The following is a 21,780-nucleotide window of genomic DNA, read 5'->3' on the forward strand; positions in this document are numbered from 1 at the left end:
TATTGGAAAAGCCCACCCTGATGTGGGCTTTTCTATGTGTGTTTATATTCGAGGCGACAATAATAAGAGTGTGCTATGGAACTGATATTTGCTGCGGCCTGTTGTAGTGTGGTGGTCTCCATTCTTTTAAAATGGGGCAAAAACAAAGGATTTGATCCGATCCAGATGATTAGCTGGAACTATGCTTCAGCCAGTTTACTGTGTTACTTCTGGTTTAAACCTGATCTAAGCCATGTTTCTATTTCAAATACTCCGTGGTGGCTGATTGTCGCGCTTGGTGTTTTGTTGCCGAGTGTATTTTTATTTTTAGCTAAATCTTTACAATATGCAGGCATTGTCAAAACAGAAATCGCACAGCGTTTGTCGGTGATTTTATCTTTATTGGCGGCTTATTTTATTTTTCAAGAACAGTTTAATCAGCTCAAAATTGTCGGGGTAGTCTTGGGGCTTGCCGCCGTGATGTGCATTTTATTTACCCATGCTTCAGGTGGGGGTGAAAGTCAAAAACAGGCTGTGTGGTATTTAGCACTAGTCTGGTTTGGTTATGCGCTGATTGATGTCCTACTCAAATATACAACAGGGCTGGGTGTGCAGTTTTCCGTTGCGTTAAACCTGATGTTTATTTGCGCGTTTTTATTGTCAGTCGGTTATGTTGCTGTGACCACGAAAAATATCGGCTTAACCAAGAACGTCTTGGCAGGTTTATGTCTTGGCGTGTTGAACTTTGCCAATATCGCACTTTATGTCAAAGCTCATCTGCTACTCAAGGACAGCCCAGCAGTGGTCTTTGCGGGCATGAATATTATGGTGGTGCTGTTAGGCGTATTCAGCGGACTACTTTTCTTTAAAGAGAAGCTCAAACTCCCAACAGCCATCGGATTGGTGTTGGGTATCACAAGCGTGGCTTGTTTAGCTTATGAAATGTCTGTTTAAAATAGTTCTGCACAAAGGAAAAAGGGTGTTTGAGCAGATCTTCAATTACTGCAATCCCTAATAACAGCCCTGGTTGCTCACAACTGGGGCAATCGGGATAGTGAGGGCGCATAATATGTTGATACTGACCTAAATAGATTTTATTGCAATGTGCACATTCAAATTTCATCGGCATATTGGGCTTAACAGACATCAGCAACCTCACTATTTTTGTTTTGACATTGAACATGATGAAGCAATTTTCAGGCCCAAAATATAAAAGGGACTGAAGTCCCTTTTATATACAAATAGCATTACAGCTGCGTGAAAATATCTTGTTTGCTTAGACGAGACTTGGGTAATTTGGCATTGAAGTCGGCATCACTCCGATAGCCTAGTGTGAGCAATACAGAAGGGACTAGACCTTGTTCGGTTAAACCTAGCTCTTCACTAATAATGGATTCATCAAAACCACCAATTGGCGTCGCATCAATTTTTTCAATACCTGCAGCCAATAGAATTTGACCTAAAGCAATAAAGGTTTGGTTTTCCGCCCAGCGCTGTATATCACCTTTTTCATTGCGGTAATAGTTGACATAACCTGAACGACTGTCTTTTTGGCCTTGCTTAGCTGCCTTATCTTTAAAACGACCATGTAGGTCATCTTGATGCAATAAATTTTCCAAATGTTGCTCAGAAATATCGGCTTTGGTGCAAAATAAAATTGTATGTGATGAATCTAGTACTTTGGGGGCATTGTATGCGTATTTACCCACCAGTGCTTTTGCAATGCGTTCTTTGGCGTTTGTGTTTTCTGCAATGAAAAAATGCCAAGGCTGGATGTTGATAGACGATGGTGTTAAGCGGAGAATTTCTAATAATCGAGTAAACTGTTCATGAGGGATCTTTCTATTTGGGTCATAAGCTTTGGTGGTATAACGACTTTTTGAAATATTTAGCAGATCCATAATCGCACTCGATTTATTGTTGATGTCTCATTCTAACCGATGAAAGGAGACTTGTGATCACGCTACAACTCGAACAGACTTAGATTTTAGTTGAATATGTGTGCCGGGTGAACACGCATTTAAGTGCCTGTGAATAAAGTATTTATATGAAAAGTTTTTTATTTCAAACAGATAAAATAATAAAAAAGTCATTCTATTAAAAAATGGGCTACTTTTGCTTAAATCTTGACAACCTAGTATAATGCAGACTACGAGTAGGTATTGTTCCTACTTTTCTATGATATAGCTGATTGTGATCTATCTGAGTTCAGGCATTTGACTTGAATATCATCATTGTAACTACAGAATTATTATTCAAAACCCGTTTTATTAATCTCTTTGTTCCATCACAAAAAGCTCACTTAGTGAGTTAAAATTTTGAAAACTTTAAATACATGGCGTGTTGCTACAGCCGTAAATGGTAGTGAAATCAATGTAAAATTGGTGCCACTTAAACGTCAACAGAATACAAATCACGGTTTAATCTGGGTTGAAGTTGGGCATATGATTCAACTTGAATCTGGCGAAACTCTTCCAATGAACTTAGATGGTTTGAGCTTTTATACCGGTGTTAATCAATTGTACCGTCTAAATGAGTTGAACTAAGGCGATAAGTACTTGAGTTAGCATTATGTATAATATTGATTGGTATAGTAAAAAAATGGCATTAATACTGCCATTTTTTTAATGCCAAATTTTGTAGATGACCATTCGCATTAATTTCTAAAATCTGAGCGGAATCTTCTTTCCAGTCACCGAGTACAATTCTCTTTTTCCCATCGACATCATGAATGTTGGCACGATGCGTGTGTCCGTGAATCAGTAAATCGACATTTTTTAGTGCTGCTTGAACAGCATCTTGATTCACATCCATGACTTCATAGCTTTTAAACTGTTGTGCTTGACGGCTTTTTTTACGGAACCCATTGGCCAGTTTTTGTCTAAAGCCAAGCGGTGTACTTTTTAAAAATTTTAGTAGAAGTGGATTACGGATGATTTTACGAAAACGCTGATAGGATACGTCGTCCGTGCAGAGCAAATCACCATGTTCAATACGAATGGTGTGATCTGAAAGTTTGAGTGTGCAAACTTCAGCTAACAGTTGACCATTAAATTGGTCGAGGAACTGTTGTCCTAGGGCAAAATCACGGTTACCTGTTAAGAAATAGATGTGATTGCCTGCATTTGAAAATTGCTTTAAAGCGCGAATGATTTCATTTAGCCAAGGGGCTGTGTAGTCGTCGCCAATCCATGCATTGAACCAGTCGCCTAAAATATATAGCTGGGTATTCTTGTTTTTATAAGCCTCTAATAAATCTAAAAACCCCCGAACGAGTCGAGGGTGATCTGGTGACAAGTGTAAATCAGCGATAAACAAATAGGTCACGGAAGTTTCCTTTTAAAAATCCCTCCCGACCTCCCTTTAAAAAGGGAGGAGAATCTCATATTCGAATGAGAGTCTAGCTCCCTCCTTTATCAAAGGAGGGTTGGGGAGGATTTAAAAATTACTCAGAAATGATCTTAGCAGATTCAATAACAACGTTTTCTAGTGGAACGTCAGCGTGGTAGCCACGGTTGCCAGTACGAACGCCTTTAATTTCGTTTACTACGTCTAGGCCTTCAGTTACTTTACCGAAAACTGCATAACCCCAACCTTGTGCATTTTTGCCAGAGTGGTTAAGGAACGAGTTGTTACCCACGTTAATAAAGAACTGAGCAGATGCAGAGTGAGGTGCTTGTGTACGCGCCATTGCAATTGTACCAAGGTCATTGGTTAAGCCGTTATCAGCTTCGTTTTCAATTGCATCACGTGTTGCTTTTTCTTTGAAGTTTTCATCCATACCACCACCTTGGATCATGAAGCCATCGATCACGCGGTGGAAAATTACGCCGTCATAGAAACCGTCACGTACGTATTCTAAGAAGTTAGCAACAGTAATCGGTGCTTTTTCGTTGTTAAGTTCAAGAACAATACGACCTTTATTGGTGTTTAATTCGACTTGAGGAAAACTCATTGTGTAATCTCCTAATCATGGACATCAAAGCCATGGGTTTTTTGGTTGTGAGAAGCATAAGCAAACTGTAAACTACAAGGCAAGCAAAAACGTTATTTTCTTTGTAAAATAGATCAAATATCGTTTAAGGGGCTGTAAAATATTCATAAATCGACTGATAGATCAGTTAGAATTATGCTCGTATAGCAGGACCCTATTTTTCCTTAATTTTTTTCATCAAAGTGATTTTTAAACTATGAAGCCGAATGATGTTGTTTCAACACTGCCAAATAACCCGACACCAAGTAACAATGCCTCTGTCGCAGCGCAGCAAGAACAACAGCCAGGCTTAGACTTTGTTCGCCAAGTGATTACCGATGATTTGGCTGAAGGTCGTACGCAAAAAGTAGTCACGCGTTTCCCGCCAGAGCCGAATGGTTATTTACACATTGGTCACGTGAAAGCGATTTGCTTAAACTTTGGTATTGCCAACGAGTTTGATGGTTTTTGCAACCTACGTTTTGATGACACCAACCCAGATGCTGAAGAACAAGAATATGTAGATGGGATCGCCAACGATGTTAAATGGTTGGGTTTTGAATGGAATGGCGAACCGCGCTATGCATCAAGCTATTTCGATCAACTCCATGCATGGGCGATTCAACTGATTAAACAGGGTGATGCTTATGTGGATTTGCAGTCACCTGAAGAAATTCGTTTGAACCGTGGTAACTTTATTGAGCCGGGTAAAAACTCGCCTTACCGTGATACTCCAGTTGAAGAAAACCTTGCGCGTTTTGAAAAAATGAACAATGGTGAGTTTGCAGAAGGTGAAGCTGTTCTGCGTGCCAAAATTGATATGGCATCTCCAAATGTGCATATGCGTGATCCTATTTTGTATCGTGTACTCCATTCAGAGCATCACCAAACAGGTGATAAATGGAAAATGTACCCAATGTACGACTATGCGCATCCATTATCAGATGCAATTGAAGGCATTACTCATTCATTATGTACTTTGGAATTCCAAGACCACCGTCCGTTTTATGACTGGGTGGTTGAGAAAGTTCACTCGGAAGCAGTGCCGCGTCAGTATGAGTCTAGCCGTTTAAATATTGACTACACCATTACCTCTAAGCGTAAATTACGTAAATTGGTTGAAGGTGGTTATGTCAATGGATGGGATGACCCACGTATGCCAACAGTTGTAGGTATGCGTCGTCGTGGTTTTACCCCAGAAGGTCTACGTGACTTCTGTAAGCGTGTTGGTGTGTCGAAGTCAGATGGTATTGTTGATGTTGCAATGCTTGAATACTGCATCCGTCAGTCTTTAGAAAATATTGCGGCGCGTGGTATGGCGGTGTTGAACCCACTTAAAGTGACGCTCACAAACTTGCCTAACGATATGGATTTAACCCATTCACGTCATCCAAATGTAGACATGGGTGAGCGTGTGATTCCGTTAACATCTGAAATTTACATTGACCGTAAAGACTTTGAAGAAGAACCACCAAAAGGCTTCAAGCGTTTAATTCCGGGTGGTGAAGTACGTTTGCGTCATGCTTATGTTATTAAGTGTGATGAAGTGATTAAAGATGAAAACGGTGAAGTGGTTGAGTTAAAGTGTTCAATCGACCCTGAAACTTTGGGCAAAAATCCAGAAGGTCGTAAAGTTAAAGGGGTAATTCACTGGGTGTCTGCAAGCAAAGGCATTCCTGCTGAAGTGCGTATTTATGATCGCCTGTTTACAGAGTCAGACCCTGAAGTTGGTGATGACTTCTTAGCGAACTTGAACCCTGATTCATTGAAAATTGTACACGCGGTGATTGAGCCTGCATTGGCGCAAGCACAGCCTGAAGACCGTTTCCAATTTGAGCGTGAAGGTTATTTTGTTGCAGATCAATATGACCATACAGCAGAGAAACCTGTGTTTAACCGTATTTTAGACTTAAAAGACAGCTTTAAGCCTAAATAAGCGCTGTTTGCTTGATGTGGATATATTAAGGCTCAACTTCGGTTGAGCCTTTTCGTAGCGAAACCAATAGGAATACACTGTGATCGTTCGAGATAAAACCAATAGCTTTGCATTACTCTTTGCTTGGCGCGGCACTATTTTACCGAAAGTGTTTCCGGCACTGATGGTCGGTGTTTTAATTTCAACTCTGTTGGTTTATCTAGCGACTCAACATTACGTGACTGCTCCTGCAGTGCCTGTCATTGGTTTTACTGTATTTGGTGTGATTCTTTCGATTTTCTTAAGCTTTCGAAATACAGCGTGTTATGACCGCTGGTGGGAAGGGCGTAAGCTATGGGGCGCAATGATTGCCAACGCAAGGCATATAATCCGTGATAGTTATGTCTTAAATGATGCAGAGCGTACAGTTTTGATGTATCGCGTAATGCTGTTTAGCCACTTGCTTCGAGATCGTTTACGGCAGCAAAGTCATACCTATGACCACTATCAAGCCAAAGTACAACTGACAGCAGAGCAGTGGGAGGTATTGGCTACGCATATTAATCCACCGCAATATCTATTAGAGCTTACGCAGAAAGATCTGGCGGCGTTGTATAAGCGTGGCGAGATTAGCGATATTATTTACAGTATGCTGACCAAGCATACAGTTACAATGGGCGATATTCACGCTGGTTGTGACCGTATTTCATCTACACCTCTGCCATTTTCTTATTCGGTTTTGTTACACCGTGCCGTGTACTCTTTCTGTCTCATTTTACCTTTTAGTTTAAGTTCCAGTCTTGGTTTTTGGTCGCCTGTGATCGTGGCCTTAATTGCCTATCTCTTATTGGGTTTAGATGCATTGAGTGCAGAATTAGAAGAACCCTTCGGGCTTCAGGAAAATGACTTGCCTTTAGATGCTATTGTACGGGGCATAGAGCGTGAAATGCTGAGTTCTTTAAATGAAACTTTGCCAGAACCAGTGTGCGCGCATAGAGCCAATTTAAGTTAAAGCAGTGAACAAATCCATAACAGAAAATCAGCAGATTGCCTGAGCCATAACAAATTTTCGATATGATTGGTTTGTTGAGATGTGCTATCACTAAGTTTAAAAGTGATAGGGATATAACAATGACTACCGTGATCGAAACTCAGATGTTGATTCGGCGTTCTGTCAATATTGTGTTTAACGCTTTTGTTGATCCACTCATAACCACCAAGTTTTGGTTTAGTCAGTCTTCAGGCTATTTAGAAAAAAGTGCAATGGTTGATTGGACATGGGATAAATACCAAATTACCCACTCGATTCATGTCTTACAAGTCGTTGAAAATGAGTTGATCTGCATCGAATGGGGTACGCCTAAAACAAAAGTTGATTTTGTATTTGAAAAAATCGACAGTATGAATACCTACGTGATCATTCGAAACTATGACATTGAATTACAGGGTAATGAGCTGATTCATTATGTGATGGATGCAACAGGTGGCTTTACTACAGTGCTAGATGGTGCCAAGGCATGGCTTGAATACGATATTCAGCTTAACTTGGTTGAAGATAAATTTCCGCCTTTTCAATTACGTTCACATCAGTGATCTTTTTTAGAGCGTTCCTCTTTAAACTCAAAATAGTTCCCAAGCTGCTGTTTGGCCTTATCACGTAATTTCTTTTTGATATAAAGCACCAAGGCAAAACAGGTGGTGGTCAGCGTTAACATTAGGCTGTTCATGAAACTCATCATAGAGCTAACATAGCCAATGGTAGTGAGTCGGTTCATCATTTTGATGACTTGTGGGCTACTTTCAACGCCTGTAATGGCCCACGTGCACAAGTGTTCACAGTTATTGATAATAAGATGGTAGTTGTTTTCATGCATGCGTGAGCGCATACGGCGAACCACTTTACGGCCTTTATATTTGGGGTCTTGGTACTGATTGACTATAATTTTACGTCCGTGGCTAAAGTTTTCGATAGAAGTGATTTCAATCGGGTGCTTTTTAAAAAGATGCGCAAAACCTGAATAATGGATTACACGTCCACGCCCAGCATATATGCCGTGATGCGTATAGCCAAAATGTTTGACTATGAGATGAGCCCCCAAGGGGTAGTGGACTTTTTGTTGTTGCATGCCTAATACGTGCTAATTCATTACAGTTGTCTTTTATCTGTATTTTAAAGCTTCTGCTAGGAATTAGCGACTGTTTAGTGGGTTTCGGTTATTTGAGTTTACGATGATAGAAATAAAAGAGACCGATTGGAAAGGAGTATCTAGTTTTTGTGATCGCATTAAAAGAGGATGCAAGCATCCCTTTTAAAGATAAGGCGATGTTTATTGGTCGACTAGACCTAAAAGTGAGTTTTGGGTACTACACATGCGTGTTGCTTCTTCAGTGTTCATCGCTTTAACGTCTTCTTCAAATTTCTTTTTTTGTTCTTTGAGTTGTTCTTCAGGTAAACCCATCTGCTCGGCAAGTTTTTCCATTTTTTCCCAAGACTCCACACAGGCTTTTGGCATTTTACTACATGCTGTTAAAGATAAAAGGGTAATACATGTGCTGACCATAAGTAATTTTTTCATTGCTTAAACCTTTAATTTTCAAACATTATTGATTTTTATATTGAGCCTGTAAGGTAACAAAAAAATTAGACTTTGTATAATATTTAAACGTACAAAGTGTGCTGTGCTTTATATACCTTGGTTTTTTATAGGCAGAGTGATGTGCAGCCATTAAAAAAGGCACTTAGATCAATCTAAATGCCTTTTTGATGAATATTCAGTGACTCTACTACTGTAGAGGTCGATGCTGAAGTTCATTTAACTCCTTACGGCCATAGCCACGAGAAGCTAATACTTTTTTAATCCCAACAATCACGTCTTCATCGGTCGCTGTTTTAAGCTTTTCGATGAGCTGTTCATTGGTTTTACAAGAGCAGTCATTTTCAACACAAGCAATTTGATTTTTATGCTCGTTTTGCTGTTCATTTGAAAACAGCTTTTGCCAAAAACTCATATAGACTTCATTTACAACCTAACATAGGGTGAAATATAACCAATCTGTAAAATAATGCAAGTCAGCGTGAGAGATAAAAGCAGCGATCGATGTCGAAAAATTCCGATTATAGCGTCAGGTATTAACGTTATTATGACAATTGAAATACTTGCATTTTGTATAAGCTTATCTTTTTTCATGAAAATTAAAAAAGAAGCTCATTCGAGCTTCTTTTTTATACGGTTTAATTTGCAACAAATTGTTTAAATTTTTTCCAGCAAAACCCCAGATTCGACATGGTGGGTATAGGGAAATTGGTCAAACAGCGCAAACTGTGAAATTTTATGGGTTTGGCTGAGTGTTTTTAAATTGTCATGCAAGGTGTCAGGATTACACGAAATATAGATGATCCGTTCAAAACGCTGAATCAATTTTAAGGTTTCGTCATCAATACCCGCACGCGGTGGGTCAACAAACACCGTATCGAACTCATAGCTGCTCATATCGATATTCGCTTCTTGTAAGCGACGGAATTCGCGTTCGCCGTTATAGGCTTGTGTGAAGTCTTCTGCCGATAAACGCGCGACTTGAATATTATCGATGTGGTTTTGTTCGATATTCCACTGTGCCGCATACACCGAAGACTTTGCTAGCTCAGTGGCTAAAACACGGTTGAAATGGGTTGAAAGCGGTAGGGTGAAGTTACCATTACCACAGTAAAGTTCTAACAAATCTTTATTTGACTGCTGTGCAGCATTGCAGGCCCATTCGAGCATTTTTTGGCAGACTTGCGCATTAGGCTGCGTAAAGCTGCTTTCAATTTGTTTGTACTGATATTTACGCTCAAAAACTTGTAGTTCTTCCACCACAAATTCATCGGTGAGTACCACTTTTTGACCACGGCTACGACCAATCAACTTAATATTTAATTTTTCTGAAAGTTGTTTGGCTAAAACCTGCCATTGTTCATCGAGTGGGCAGCGATAAATCAGTGAAACCAGCATTTCACCCTTTAAGGTTGCTAAGAAATGCACTTCAAATAGGCGTTTTGAGAGGAGATCATTGCTTTTTAATTCTGCCAATAAAACAGGCATGAGCTGATTAATACTGGCATCAGCGATTGGGAAGTCATCAATACGGATGACTTTTTTCTGATTGTCTTCATCGCGTTCAAACATGGCATAAAACATATCATCTTCGGTATGCCAAATACGGAATTCTGCACGCATGCGAAAGTTTTTTTCAGGAGATTGAAAAACTTCAAGCGAAGGTGGAGTGAATTCAGCAAATTGATCTGTAATTCGTTCAATTTTGGCGTCAAGTTGTTGTTGATAAGAAGAAGTCATATGCAGTAAAAATCGCAAACATATTGAAAAAAGAGATGGTAACAAAGTTTGCCGAATTAGCCTAAAGATATTCAGCAAAAGCGTGGAGTTTGTTCATGCTACAGATGGTTTGATACTTTGCTATATCGGAAATTATCGAGCAGATTAAGCCAAACCGAGTCGCATAAAAAATGCCAAGTAAACAGACCAGGATATGTTTACTTGGCAATAGAGGAAACACAGTATTAAACCTGCTGTCCCGATGAGGACTACAGGTTTAAATTGGGCTTAGTTCAAAGTCATGAGACTTGCATTACCACCAGCAGCTGCAGTGTTAACACTGATCGCGCGCTCAATCACAAAACGTTCCAAAGGAATGGCCGTTTGTGATGGGCTAAGGTGGGTAATACCTACAATCGCACCTTGACGCTCAGCAATCTGCTGTTGCAGAGCTAAAAGCTGCGCCGTTGTACCATGATGTAATACTGCATCAAAAGCATCAGTTTTGATGTCTTTGATGACATGAAAAGCTTGAGCCAATGCTTTAGGCATGCTTGGCATGTGTTTTAACACAAAGCTGTTATCTGCAAGCACCGCTGGACGGCTACCAACTGCAAAAATCGCATTCAACTGTTGTAACTGATCCACTTCTTGTTCAGCTAATGACAACACTGCATGACGCGGAATCACCATGTATTGGTTGCTTTCACCAGTCGGACCTTGCAGCTCGTAATGATGACCTGAACAGAAGTTCTCAATTTTTGCCAATTTCACTGCTGGGAAGGTTTTAGCTGCCCATTCAATGAACAATGCAGAGTTGCTGAACTCGACTTGAGGGTTCAAATCAGCACCTGTTGCAAATGGTTTATTCAACTTTTTCGCAGAACAGTTTTGCATTAGGCGATATAGATAAATTGGACCACCCGCTTTAGGGCCTGTACCCGATAAACCTTCGCCACCAAAAGGTTGTACACCGACAACTGCACCCACGATGTTACGGTTGATGTAGAGGTTACCTACTTCAGCATGGGTCATTACAGTTTGAATGGTCTCATCAATACGGGTATGTAGACCCATCGTCAGGCCATAGCCTTTGCTGTTGATGTGCTCAAGTAACTGTTTGAGTGAACCTTGGTTAAAGCGAATAACGTGCAGCACAGGACCAAACACTTCGCGCTCTAAATCATTGAGATTTGGCAGTTCAATCAATGTTGGTGTAATGAACGTGCCTGCATTTATCTCAGTGTCTTGAGCATCATTACGCATTAACTGATGTACGCGATGGCCTTTTTGACGCATTTTATCGATGTGCTTTTGAATGTTTTCTTGCGCTTCAGCATCAATTACAGGACCAATATCTGTTTTAAGTAGATATGGGTTGCCCACTTGAAGTTGCTGCATTGCGCCTTTAAGCATGTTAATCACAGCATCGGCATTGTCTTCTTGTACACATAGTACGCGAAGGGCAGAACAACGTTGACCTGCGCTGTCATAAGCTGAGCTGACGACGTCAAGTACAACTTGTTCAGTCAGTGCTGATGAGTCAACGATCATTGCATTTTGACCGCCTGTTTCAGCAATCAGTGGAATACTTTCACCATTTTTGCTCAAACGCTTCGCTACAGTTTTTTGTAAAATCTTGGCAACTTCGGTTGAGCCTGTGAACATGATGCCTTGAACCTGTTCTGATGCACTGAGCTGTGCACCTACAGTTTCACCGCGACCCGGCATCAGCTGTACAGCAGCTTGAGGCACACCTGCTTGCCATAAGATTTGAATTGCTTGCGCTGCAATCAATGGCGTTTGTTCAGCTGGTTTAGCAATCACGGTATTACCCGCAACCAATGCAGCAGCAACCTGACCTGTGAAGATGGCCAATGGGAAGTTCCATGGGCTAATGCATAGCATAGTGCCTAAAGGCTCAACTTCTGCGTTTGCATCTAGATCTATCATTTGCGTTGCGTAGTAGCGTAAGAAATCTACAGCTTCACGAACTTCTGCAATGGCATTGGCATACGTTTTACCACTTTCACGACAAAGTAAAACCATCAGTTCTTCTAAGCGAGCTTCCATTAAGTCAGCAGCACGAAGTAGGTAACTTGCACGGGTGTCTTTAGCCGTACGTGCCCAAATGTCTTGAACAGCCTGTGCATTGTTTAATGCTTGCTCAACTTGTTCAGTTGTTGCTTCTTGTACATAACCGACAACATCTGTGTGACGTGCTGGGTTGATAATGCTTTGTGGAGCAACGGCGTCATTGGTCTGGATGTGCTCACCCATTGGTGCAGCAGACCATTGATGCTTAGCAAACTGTTGAGCTGTTTGGTTCAACTGAACTAATGCAGAGTCATTTGCAAGGTCTAAACCTTTAGAGTTTGCACGTAGCTGCCCATAAAGCTCAGCAGGAAGTGGAATCGAAAGGTGCTTTTGACCCACGATATTTTCACGTTTTGCACTGCTTAAAATGGTTTGAGTTGGGTTTTCAATCAAATCATCAATTGCGAGTGACTTATCTGCAATACGGTTTACAAAAGAGGTGTTTGCACCATTTTCAAGTAAACGACGTACAAGGTAAGCCAATAGTGTTTCATGATTGCCCACTGGCGCATAAATACGGCACGGTACACCCAACTTTTTATCTTGCTTTTCACCGACCACTTGTTCATACAGTGGCTCGCCCATGCCGTGTAAGCATTGGAACTCGTACTGACCCACGTAGTATTTCTCTGGGTTGGCCATTTCATAAATGGTCGCCAAGGTTTGCGCATTGTGCGTTGCAAACTGTGGGTAGATTTGTTCTGGTGCAGCCAATAATTTTTTTGCACATGCGATATATGACAAGTCTGTATGTACTTTACGAGTAAATACAGGGTAGTCAGTCATTCCTTCGATTTGTGCTTTCTTGATTTCGCTGTCCCAGTACGCGCCTTTCACTAAACGAATCATTAAGCGTTTTTCGCTACGTTTAGCCAAGTCTACGATGTAGTCAACCACGTAGAAACAACGTTTTTGATACGCTTGGATAACGAAACCAATGCCTTTCCAGTCTTTGAGTTCTGGTTCAAAGCATAGGCGTTCGAGCATTTCTAAAGAAATTTCTAAACGCTCAGATTCTTCAGCATCAATATTTAAACCGATGTTATAGCCGCGTGCTAATTTAGCAAGGGTAAAGACTTTGCCGTATAACTCTTCATGCATACGTGCAACTTGTGCGCGTTGGTAGCGAGGGTGTAGAGCAGATAATTTAATTGAAATACCAGGGCCGTCATAAACATCTTTGTCTTTTGACGCTTGACCAATGGCATGAATGGCATCGGTATAATCTTTCATATAACGATCAGCATCATGATCGGTTAGTGCTGCTTCACCCAACATGTCGTATGAATAACGGAAGCCTTTTTCTTCAAGACGTTCAGCGTGTTGTAATGCTTCACCAATGGTTTCACCAGTCACAAACTGTTCGCCCATCATACGCATAGCTACATCAACTGCTTTACGGATGATGCCACGCCCACTACGTGCCAATAAGCCTGTTAAAGTGCCAGATAAGCTATTTTGTTTTGGTGTTTCCATGAGCTTGCCAGTCAACATGAGACCCCATGCTGCCGCATTGACAAACATCAGGTTACTTTGACCAACGTGCTCTTTCCAGTTGCCTTGGTTGATTTTGTCTTTAATCAATAAGTCACGTGTCGCCATGTCTGGAATACGAAGCAATGCTTCAGCTAAACACATCAGCGCGATGCCTTCTTGAGAAGACAGTGCAAATTCTTGTAAGAGACCCTGTACAATACCTGCTTTACCGCTGCCGCTTTTACGTTCACGTAAAGTATGAGCCAAATCAAACGCAAGTTCATGAATGCGTTGATTCATCTCGTCAGAGATTTTGCTGTGGTCTAGTAAGTTTTGAACACAGTCAGTTTCGGCACGTCGCCAAGCGGTATTGATTTCAACTTCAAGCTCACTTTTTTCTTTGAATTCGGTAATATATTCAAATTGAGTTTGAGCGTCGTTGAAATGCGTATTGCTTTCCATCATATTCATGCCTACATCCTGTGCATACAATAATGTGTTGAGAGATCTATAGTAATTAATTTATGATTACAGAAAGAATGCCGAATAACTCACTATAATTTGTATGCTATTTAGAGATTAATTCAGATGACGAGCCCAATTTTTAGCTTGGACCGAACAGATATCAAAATATTAGATATTCTTCAAAGAGATGGAAAAATATCGAATATTAAACTTGCCGAAGAAGTGAACTTATCAGCGACGGCTGCTTTGGCGCGGGTGCAAAAATTAACCAAGGAAGGCTTTATTCTGAGTTATGAAGCACGCTTAAATCCAAACATGCTTAATGCCAGTTTTGTGGTTTTTGTGGAGATACTTTTGGATAAAACCACGCCACATGTTTTGGAAGATTTTCGCCATGCCGTGCTACAGCATGATGAAATTGTGGAATGTCATATGACCAGTGGGGGCTTTGATTTTGTGGTGAAGATTCGTTGTGCCAGTATGGATGAGTTCCGAAAAATCTCAGGTCAAGTCTTGTGGCAACTGCCGGGTGTTAAAGAAACGCGCAGTTATCCCGTGATGGAAGTTATCAAAGAAAGCTCTCGTATTCAGCTTAAATACAAACCTTTGTCGAAATAATTGAGTGCATGAGATGCAAAAAAAGGGGCTTAAAAGCCCCTTTTTGTTGGTCTACACGTTCAATTAACGTTGTGTAGATTCTTCTTTCATTTCAGCCATTGCTTGTTTGTACATGCTGTCTGCTTGTTCAAAGCGTTGTACCACTTCAGCTTCAGGGGCTTTACCCATTAAGCTTACAACTACAATGCTGATCCAAGAGAAGATGAAGCCTGGAATAATTTCATATAGACCTAAGTGTCCTAATGCATTTTTCCACACAATCACGGTTACTGCACCAACAATAATACCTGCAATAGCACCATTCAAAGTCATGCGCTTCCAGAACAAAGACAAGATAATCAGTGGACCAAATGCCGCACCAAAACCTGCCCATGCATAAGCTACAAGGCCTAGAACTTTACTGTCAGGGTTGCTTGCTAAACAAATTGCAAGAATAGCAACTGCAAGAACCATGAAGCGACCCACCCAGACCAATTCTTTTTGAGAAGCGGTTTTACGGATGAATGCTTTGTACATGTCTTCTGTCAATGTTGTAGAACAAACCAGTAACTGACAGCTTAATGTACTCATCACCGCAGCTAAAATTGCAGCTAAAACAATGCCTGCAATCCATGGGTTGAATAATATTTTAGTCAGTTCCATGAACACAGTTTCAGGGTTTTGAGAAACCACAGCAGCCAGTTCAGGGTGTTGTTGGAAGTAAGCAATCGCAATAAAACCTGCACCTACCGCACCACCTAGACATAAAATCATCCATGTCATACCAATACGACGCGCAGCAGGAATTGTTTTCACAGAGTCCGCAGCCATGAAGCGCACTAAAATGTGTGGCTGACCAAAATAGCCTAAGCCCCATGCCAATGATGACAGGATGGCAACAGTGCTGAGTTCAGAGACAATGTGCATTGCTTGTGGGCGAGCAGTTTCAAGCAGGACTGTGAACTGTGCAGCATTACCATCAATCGCAAGATAAGTCATGATTGGGGTAAGCAGCAGAGCAAAAATCATTAAGCCTGCTTGGAATGTGTCTGTCCAGCTAATTGCAAGGAAGCCACCGATACATACATAACTGATGGTTGCAATTGCGCTAATCCAAAGAGCAGTGGTGTAGTCCCATCCAAAGATGCTTTCAAATAAACGTGAGCCAGCGACCATGCCTGAAGCACAGTAAATCGCGAAGAATACTAAAATGACGATCGCTGAGATCATACGCAAGATACGTTTACGATCGGCGAAACGACCTGTGAAATAATCAGGCAGGGTGAGGGCATTGTTTTGGACTTCAGTATGTACACGTAAACGTCCTGCAACCAATAACCAGTTGAGCCATGCACCAATGATCAGACCTACAGCAATCCACGCTTCAGACAAACCAGACAAATAAATTGCCCCCGGCAAGCCCATCAGTAACCAGCCACTCATGTCTGATGCACCTGCAGAAAGCGCAGTAACTACACTTCCTAAACTACGACCACCTAAGATGTAATCATCAAAGTTGTTTGTAGACTTGTATGCATACAAACCGATGCCAACCATGGCAATGATATAAACTAAAAATGTGACGAGGGTGGGGTTAATTTGACTCATAGGCATTCCTTGGCAAAATCCGACTTGGGAGATTTTTTAATCGCTTTGTTTGAGACGGCGATTCAAGCATAAAAATAAAATTACACTCTGTAACAGTTGTGATGTGTTTTTGTATGTTTTGTGTAATTATTAATTGTTTTTTAAAATTAAACAATAAGTTGTTGAAAATATGCTGTTTATTGATCATTTATTATTCTTTTTTATAGGGTGAATGAAATTCTAAGCTTTTATTTCGTAAAATCAGCAGGCTAGTTATAATTTATGATTTTTTATTGCTTACGAAAAATTACATTACCTACAAAATAGGCGCATTTACATATAAGGTGTTTCATTTATGAAATGTATTTACAGTTATGAAATCAGTGAAAAAGACGAATATTTCACTATTTAACTAACTTTCTTAGGGCATTCATACTTTGAGTGCATTGGAAAACTTTCAAATTTCTAATTAGAAAATAGGAATTCAATGGCATTTTCTGCATGCTTTGGCGTAAGTAAAAATAGAGTCAGCATAAATTAACTGCACATTTGGCAAAAATCTCTCCTGAAATTGTGCAGGCCATTGCGGTGGCATGTGAGCAATTGATCCAACCATCTGAAAGTTGGTTATACGCTTTTTCCTTGCATCTAACCATAGATGCCTATCAAGGTGGAGCGGATACTTCAATTAAATGAATAGCAACGAAGTGCTGGCCAATCTTGCATTGGAACATCTATCACTTCCTCAAGGTAAATATGATTTTATATTTCAAAACGATCATATCAATTAATCTCAATCGACCAATGATGTCTATCCAACGGCGCTGCGTTTTAGTCACTTATTAATGGTATTGCAGCCTTAAATACCAAATGTATTCAAGCCAATCAACAGGTATGCTTGGATATAGTCATGCGTAGTGTTGGCATTGTGACTTTGTTTGAGCCATTTTAGGTCATGCGAAATGTGATGAAATGGCTAAACAGTGTATTGCGGAAAAACAAAACAATTCAGCAAGTGGTATTGGAGAAAGGGTTGTTGACTTAATAACCCTTAGGTCACATTTTTTTATTTGAAAATTTGGTTACTGAGGTGACGCCGACGGTTGTACCTTTAGCATAAGTTCGCTAAGACATTTATAACTATATATAGGTATAAAAGTAGTCAATGCGCTGCTTTTATACTTTTTAGCCGATACACGCTAACAAAATGTAGTAGTTGGAACTACAATAAGCTTGAGTGAAGAACCATGATTAGATGTCTATGCTGAGTAAATTAAGCCAATTATTTAAATTAAAGAAAGATGCGCCAGAACAACTTTTTTTGCAGCAGAATCAGATTGAATATGATGATGAAAAAGGCTTTATCATCGAAGGTATTGTGCTAAATGCCATACATGCTGAACGTTTGGTCTATTTTTCAAATCGTAGAATTAGTCAGTTTGATGACCTCAATGCACTTTTTTATAGTGCTATGCTAATCAATGAAAAGATCGACTTGGAAATTGCCAATGAACGATTTGTCGCACGTTTAGGTAATAATCTAGAAAACTTAACTGAGCTAAAGCGAATGATTAAGCTACTTAATGACTATTATTACCAGTTTATACGTGACAAAAAATAAGTCTTTTGAAAGCCATAAATTTGAGTTGTAAAAAGGACTTAGCGCTAGATTGATGTTGTTGTTGTCGTGAAAAATAACATGCAGCGAGAGGACATCATGCTAGTATATGACGCATGTTTTTAAACGCTAAAGCCATGTCCATGTTCCAAGAAGAAATCTCCCAACTGAATGTGCAACAACTAAAAGCAGGCGAAAAACGTTGGCTGGGAAATTTGCTCGGCTCTTCAGCTGCATTATTCATTCAAACGTTAAGTTCACAAAATAAAAAGCTCTTTGTGGTTGTGGCAAAAAATAATCAACACTTAGCACAACTCGAAAGTGAATTTGAATTTTACGGTATTCGACCGACCATTTTTCCAGACTGGGAAATTCTGCCTTATGACCGTTTATCTCCTCATCAGGATATTGTGTCTGAGCGTCTCGCAATTTTATCCAATATGCCGCAAACAGGTGTCTTACTGATTTCGGCTTCGACCTTGGCGCAGCGTGTAGCGCCGACTTCGTGGGTTTTGGGAGAACACTTTGATATTCACGTTGGTCAAAAGTTTGAATTAGAACAGCAAAAGAAGCGTTTGATTCAAGCAGGCTATCATTTGGTCGACACAGTATATGACCATGGTGAATTTGCAGTTCGGGGTAGCATTATGGACATCTATGCCTCAGGTCAAGCCGCACCAATTCGCATAGACCTGTTTGATGATGAAATTGAAACCCTCAAATTTTTTGATCCTGAAACGCAGCGTACTACGCAAAACTTAAAACAATTTTCCGTATTACCGGCTAAAGAGTTTCCGCTGAAAGAGGCACGCAGCATATTTCGTGATCGCTATGCAGAAATGTTTCCGACGGCAAATCCAAAGAAAAATCCAATTTATCAGGATGTGTTAGAAGGAATTGCATCGCCAGGAATTGAGTTCTATTTCCCGCTCTTTTTCAGTGCAGCGCAGATGGAAACCCAAAGTACACTGCTTTCGTATTTACCAAGTCATTCCATTGTCATTACAGATAAGCAAGTTGATGATGGTTTAGATAGTTTTTGGAAAGAAATCGATCGACGTTATGAAGACCGTCGCCATAATGTTGATCAGCCAATTTTAGCCCCTAACCATCTTTTTATTTCGACCAATCAAGTTTTAGAGCAGCTCAATACCTTTCCACGTATTATTGCTTCAGTCGAGGCTTTTGATCTAAAAGCGGGTGTGACCAATTTAAACACTGAACTTCCACCACGTTTAGCGGTCGATCCTAAGCATGAAAAGCCTTTTCATGCAGTTAAACAGTATATTGATGCTGCTAACCATCCAGTATTACTGGTTGCTGAAAGCGCGGGGCGTCGTGAAACTTTAAAAGATGCATTGCGTGCGACATTGGGAGAGATTCCTAATGTCGAGAATTTTGCTGAATTTCAAAAATCCTTACATGCCATTGCAATTACCAGTGCGCCATTAGAGCGTGGCTTGGTATTAAAAGACAGCATTAGCATCATTTCTGAAAATCAGTTGTATGAGCATCGTGTTGTACAGCGTCGTCGTAAACGTCAGCAAGAGGTTTCAGAAGAGTTTCTCATCCGCAGTTTGACTGAACTGAGTATGGGCGCTCCGGTGGTGCATATCGACTATGGTGTGGGGCGTTATGCGGGCTTAGTTACTTTAAGCATTGATGATCAAGACTATGAGTTCTTGCAGCTCGATTATGCCGATGCGGCCAAAGTTTATGTTCCTGTCACCAATTTACATTTGATCAGCCGTTATAGTGGCGGTGACCCGGACTTGGCACCCTTGCATAAGCTGGGTACTGATGCTTGGAGCAAAGCAAAGCGTAAAGCATTAGAGCAAATCCATGATGTAGCAGCGGAGTTATTGCATATCCAAGCCCGTCGTCAAGCCAAGCCAGGTTTTGGTTTTGAGTTAGATCAAGGTCAATATATGCAGTTTGCCAGTGGCTTTGCCTATGAAGAAACACTCGATCAAGCCAATGCGATTGAGGCAACTTTGTATGATATGCAATTGGCTAAACCTATGGATCGCTTGGTCTGTGGTGATGTGGGCTTTGGTAAAACCGAAGTTGCGATGCGCGCAGCATTTTTAGCGGTACAGAACAATAAACAAGTGGCTGTTTTGGTGCCGACGACGTTGCTGGCTCAACAGCATTATGAGTCGTTTAAAGATCGTTTTGCAGACTGGCCTATTCGTATCGAAGTTTTATCACGTTTTGGCAGCAGTAAATCACATACGAAAACGATTGAAGACTTAGCCGAGGGCAAAGTCGACATCGTGATTGGTACGCATAAAATTCTACAAGAGAGTGTCCAGTTTAAAGACTTGGGCCTGATGATTGTGGATGAAGAACACCGCTTCGGTGTACGTGATAAAGAGCGGATTAAAGCGATGCGTGCAGATGTGGACATGTTGACTCTGACTGCAACTCCAATTCCACGGACTTTAAATATGGCCTTTAGTGGCATGCGTGATTTATCGATTATTGCCACACCACCTGCACGACGTTTAGCGGTAAAAACTTTTGTGCAAGAACATACGGGTGATTCAGTTAAGGAAGCCATCTTGCGTGAGTTACTGCGTGGTGGACAAGTTTATTTCCTGCATAATGAAGTAGAAACCATTGAGCGTGCAGCGGAGAGTCTTCGAGAACTGGTCCCTGAGGCACGTGTGGCTGTTGCACATGGTCAAATGCGTGAACGCGAGTTAGAACAAGTCATGCAGCAGTTCTACCATAAAGAATATAACGTGCTGGTTTGTTCAACCATTATTGAAACAGGGATTGACGTTCCGAATGCCAATACCATTTTAATTGAACGGGCAGATAAGCTGGGTTTAGCGCAGTTGCATCAACTACGTGGGCGTGTGGGGCGCTCGCATCACCAAGCCTATGCCTATCTGTTGGTGCCATCCATCAAAGGGTTGAAAGGTGATGCTGAAAAACGTTTAGATGCGATTCAGCGGGCATCGACATTAGGCGCGGGTTTTATGTTAGCGACGGAAGACTTAGAAATTCGCGGAGCGGGTGAGTTACTCGGCGAGCAACAAAGTGGATCCATGCAAGCTATTGGCTATAGCTTGTATATGGAGATGCTTGAAAAGGCGACCAAAGCCATTCAAAAGGGCAAAACCCCAAACTTCGATGCGCCACTATCACTGACCGCAGAAATCAATTTACATATGCCGGCTTTGATTCCAGATGAATATCTAGGAGATGTCCATCAGCGTTTATTGTTCTATAAGCGCATTAGTAATACGGACAGTCAGGAAAAACTCGATAACATTCGTATGGAGTTGATTGACCGTTTTGGGATACCGCCACAACCTGTGAAGCAGCTTTTTGCTGTGCATCAGATGCGTTTGAAAGCGGAAACACTGGGCATTACCAAAGTGGATATTGCTGCCAATGGTGGTGCGATTGAATTCTCTCCTGATACTCCTGTTCAGGCGATTAGTATTATTCAGATGATGCAAAAACACCCGACCTTTTTTAGGATGGAGGGTGGTCAGCGCTTAAAGGTCATGGTGATGCTAGAGGAATATGAAAAAAGGGTTCAATTTATCAATGACTTATTGGAAAGTTTGTTGAAAGAATTGCATTAAAATTTAGCTTTAATTTGCTGTTATTTCATACAGATATCAGGTCTTTCTTGCGGGCTTACGCTATAAAAAGAAAGACTTGATTTTTTGATGAAATTTATTAAAGTAATAAATGTGATGTAGTTCAAATTAAAACGTAGTTTATTTGTGTTGAAACACAT

At 40.8% G+C, this 21,780-nt stretch carries 18 protein-coding genes and 1 pseudogene; 9 read left to right on the forward strand and 10 right to left on the reverse strand.

The window, feature by feature from the left end:
• Positions 1-75 precede the first annotated feature (75 nt).
• Positions 76-933: a DMT family transporter gene (locus GVX98_RS05780; protein ID WP_004984717.1), complete on the forward strand. Its 858-nt coding sequence runs from the start codon at positions 76-78 to the stop codon at positions 931-933.
• Here the strand turns inward: GVX98_RS05780 and GVX98_RS16885 are convergent.
• Positions 893-1,126, reverse strand: coding sequence for a hypothetical protein (locus tag GVX98_RS16885; protein WP_004984716.1), 234 nt, complete (start codon positions 1,124-1,126; stop codon positions 893-895). The two genes, GVX98_RS05780 and GVX98_RS16885, sit on opposite strands and share 41 nt — an antisense overlap.
• 100 nt (positions 1,127-1,226) lie before the next feature.
• Positions 1,227-1,880, reverse strand: coding sequence for an oxygen-insensitive NAD(P)H nitroreductase (nfsB, locus tag GVX98_RS05785; RefSeq protein WP_159127499.1), 654 nt, complete (start codon positions 1,878-1,880; stop codon positions 1,227-1,229).
• 417 nt (positions 1,881-2,297) lie between these two features.
• Between nfsB and GVX98_RS05790 the strand changes: the two genes are divergently transcribed.
• Entirely contained in the window at positions 2,298-2,525 is a 228-nt protein-coding gene (locus tag GVX98_RS05790; protein WP_159127500.1) for a transposase, read from the forward strand.
• A 61-nt stretch (positions 2,526-2,586) separates the two neighbouring features.
• On the opposite strand, the gene GVX98_RS05795 is transcribed toward GVX98_RS05790, so the two are convergent.
• Together GVX98_RS05795 and GVX98_RS05800 are read right to left on the reverse strand one after the other, a co-directional pair.
• Positions 2,587-3,306: a UDP-2,3-diacylglucosamine diphosphatase gene (locus GVX98_RS05795; protein ID WP_004984713.1), complete on the reverse strand. Its 720-nt coding sequence runs from the start codon at positions 3,304-3,306 to the stop codon at positions 2,587-2,589.
• A 118-nt stretch (positions 3,307-3,424) separates the two neighbouring features.
• Entirely contained in the window at positions 3,425-3,934 is a 510-nt protein-coding gene (locus GVX98_RS05800; RefSeq protein WP_004696971.1) for a peptidylprolyl isomerase, read from the reverse strand.
• A gap of 235 nt (positions 3,935-4,169) precedes the next feature.
• Between GVX98_RS05800 and GVX98_RS05805 the strand changes: the two genes are divergently transcribed.
• The 3 genes from GVX98_RS05805 (at position 4,170) to GVX98_RS05815 (ending at position 7,460) form a co-directional block, all read left to right on the forward strand.
• Positions 4,170-5,888, forward strand: coding sequence for a glutamine--tRNA ligase/YqeY domain fusion protein (locus tag GVX98_RS05805; RefSeq protein WP_159127501.1), 1,719 nt, complete (start codon positions 4,170-4,172; stop codon positions 5,886-5,888).
• A 79-nt stretch (positions 5,889-5,967) separates the two neighbouring features.
• Positions 5,968-6,879 carry a bestrophin family protein gene (locus GVX98_RS05810; RefSeq protein ID WP_159127502.1) on the forward strand — a complete coding sequence of 304 codons (912 nt, stop codon included), beginning with the start codon at positions 5,968-5,970 and terminating at the stop codon, positions 6,877-6,879.
• 119 nt (positions 6,880-6,998) lie between these two features.
• Positions 6,999-7,460, forward strand: coding sequence for an SRPBCC domain-containing protein (locus tag GVX98_RS05815; protein ID WP_159127503.1), 462 nt, complete (start codon positions 6,999-7,001; stop codon positions 7,458-7,460).
• On the opposite strand, the gene GVX98_RS05820 is transcribed toward GVX98_RS05815, so the two are convergent.
• The 5 genes from GVX98_RS05820 to putA form a co-directional block, all read right to left on the reverse strand.
• Complete coding sequence (locus GVX98_RS05820) at positions 7,454-7,993, reverse strand: lecithin retinol acyltransferase family protein (protein ID WP_159127504.1); 540 nt, start codon at positions 7,991-7,993, stop codon at positions 7,454-7,456. The two genes, GVX98_RS05815 and GVX98_RS05820, sit on opposite strands and share 7 nt — an antisense overlap.
• A gap of 201 nt (positions 7,994-8,194) precedes the next feature.
• A complete protein-coding gene (locus GVX98_RS05825) occupies positions 8,195-8,443 on the reverse strand; it encodes a hypothetical protein (protein WP_078426558.1) in 249 nt (82 codons plus the stop codon).
• A gap of 208 nt (positions 8,444-8,651) precedes the next feature.
• Positions 8,652-8,876 carry a hypothetical protein gene (locus GVX98_RS05830; RefSeq protein WP_004984703.1) on the reverse strand — a complete coding sequence of 75 codons (225 nt, stop codon included), beginning with the start codon at positions 8,874-8,876 and terminating at the stop codon, positions 8,652-8,654.
• A 242-nt stretch (positions 8,877-9,118) separates the two neighbouring features.
• A complete protein-coding gene (trmA, locus tag GVX98_RS05840) occupies positions 9,119-10,201 on the reverse strand; it encodes a tRNA (uridine(54)-C5)-methyltransferase TrmA (RefSeq protein WP_159127506.1) in 1,083 nt (360 codons plus the stop codon).
• A 267-nt stretch (positions 10,202-10,468) separates the two neighbouring features.
• Complete coding sequence (gene putA / locus GVX98_RS05845) at positions 10,469-14,224, reverse strand: trifunctional transcriptional regulator/proline dehydrogenase/L-glutamate gamma-semialdehyde dehydrogenase (RefSeq protein WP_159127507.1); 3,756 nt, start codon at positions 14,222-14,224, stop codon at positions 10,469-10,471.
• Positions 14,225-14,341: 117 nt separating this feature from the next.
• Between putA and GVX98_RS05850 the strand changes: the two genes are divergently transcribed.
• On the forward strand, positions 14,342-14,836 hold the full coding sequence (locus GVX98_RS05850; protein WP_004696989.1) for an Lrp/AsnC ligand binding domain-containing protein: 495 nt from the start codon (positions 14,342-14,344) through the stop codon (positions 14,834-14,836).
• 63 nt (positions 14,837-14,899) lie between these two features.
• On the opposite strand, the gene putP is transcribed toward GVX98_RS05850, so the two are convergent.
• Entirely contained in the window at positions 14,900-16,423 is a 1,524-nt protein-coding gene (gene putP / locus GVX98_RS05855; protein ID WP_062032755.1) for a sodium/proline symporter PutP, read from the reverse strand.
• 404 nt (positions 16,424-16,827) lie between these two features.
• Here putP and GVX98_RS16890 point away from each other — a divergent pair.
• The 3 genes and pseudogenes from GVX98_RS16890 to mfd form a co-directional block, all read left to right on the forward strand.
• Positions 16,828-17,444, forward strand: a pseudogene (locus GVX98_RS16890) (lyase family protein); the annotation flags it as partial.
• Between the two features lie 213 nt (positions 17,445-17,657).
• Positions 17,658-18,023, forward strand: coding sequence for a hypothetical protein (locus GVX98_RS05860; protein WP_159127508.1), 366 nt, complete (start codon positions 17,658-17,660; stop codon positions 18,021-18,023).
• 140 nt (positions 18,024-18,163) lie between these two features.
• Entirely contained in the window at positions 18,164-21,622 is a 3,459-nt protein-coding gene (gene mfd / locus GVX98_RS05865) for a transcription-repair coupling factor (RefSeq protein ID WP_159127961.1), read from the forward strand.
• The last annotated feature ends 158 nt before the right edge of the window (positions 21,623-21,780 follow it).

Origin of the sequence: Acinetobacter sp. 8I-beige (assembly GCF_902505955.1) — a bacterium.
GTDB lineage: Bacteria > Pseudomonadota > Gammaproteobacteria > Pseudomonadales > Moraxellaceae > Acinetobacter > Acinetobacter johnsonii.

What these genes read in the sequence shown, in the direction of transcription:
- GVX98_RS05780 (WP_004984717.1), top strand. Translation starts at nt 76, where the DNA reads ATGGAACTGATATTTGCTGCGGCCTGTTGTAGTGTGGTGGTCTCCATT.
- GVX98_RS16885 (WP_004984716.1), bottom strand. Translation starts at nt 1,126, where the DNA reads ATGTCTGTTAAGCCCAATATGCCGATGAAATTTGAATGTGCACATTGC.
- nfsB (WP_159127499.1), bottom strand. Translation starts at nt 1,880, where the DNA reads ATGGATCTGCTAAATATTTCAAAAAGTCGTTATACCACCAAAGCTTAT.
- GVX98_RS05800 (WP_004696971.1), bottom strand. Translation starts at nt 3,934, where the DNA reads ATGAGTTTTCCTCAAGTCGAATTAAACACCAATAAAGGTCGTATTGTT.
- GVX98_RS05805 (WP_159127501.1), top strand. Translation starts at nt 4,170, where the DNA reads ATGAAGCCGAATGATGTTGTTTCAACACTGCCAAATAACCCGACACCA.
- GVX98_RS05815 (WP_159127503.1), top strand. Translation starts at nt 6,999, where the DNA reads ATGACTACCGTGATCGAAACTCAGATGTTGATTCGGCGTTCTGTCAAT.
- GVX98_RS05820 (WP_159127504.1), bottom strand. Translation starts at nt 7,993, where the DNA reads ATGCAACAACAAAAAGTCCACTACCCCTTGGGGGCTCATCTCATAGTC.
- GVX98_RS05825 (WP_078426558.1), bottom strand. Translation starts at nt 8,443, where the DNA reads ATGAAAAAATTACTTATGGTCAGCACATGTATTACCCTTTTATCTTTA.
- GVX98_RS05830 (WP_004984703.1), bottom strand. Translation starts at nt 8,876, where the DNA reads ATGAGTTTTTGGCAAAAGCTGTTTTCAAATGAACAGCAAAACGAGCAT.
- trmA (WP_159127506.1), bottom strand. Translation starts at nt 10,201, where the DNA reads ATGACTTCTTCTTATCAACAACAACTTGACGCCAAAATTGAACGAATT.
- putA (WP_159127507.1), bottom strand. Translation starts at nt 14,224, where the DNA reads ATGAATATGATGGAAAGCAATACGCATTTCAACGACGCTCAAACTCAA.
- GVX98_RS05850 (WP_004696989.1), top strand. Translation starts at nt 14,342, where the DNA reads ATGACGAGCCCAATTTTTAGCTTGGACCGAACAGATATCAAAATATTA.
- putP (WP_062032755.1), bottom strand. Translation starts at nt 16,423, where the DNA reads ATGAGTCAAATTAACCCCACCCTCGTCACATTTTTAGTTTATATCATT.
- GVX98_RS05860 (WP_159127508.1), top strand. Translation starts at nt 17,658, where the DNA reads ATGTCTATGCTGAGTAAATTAAGCCAATTATTTAAATTAAAGAAAGAT.
- mfd (WP_159127961.1), top strand. Translation starts at nt 18,164, where the DNA reads ATGTTCCAAGAAGAAATCTCCCAACTGAATGTGCAACAACTAAAAGCA.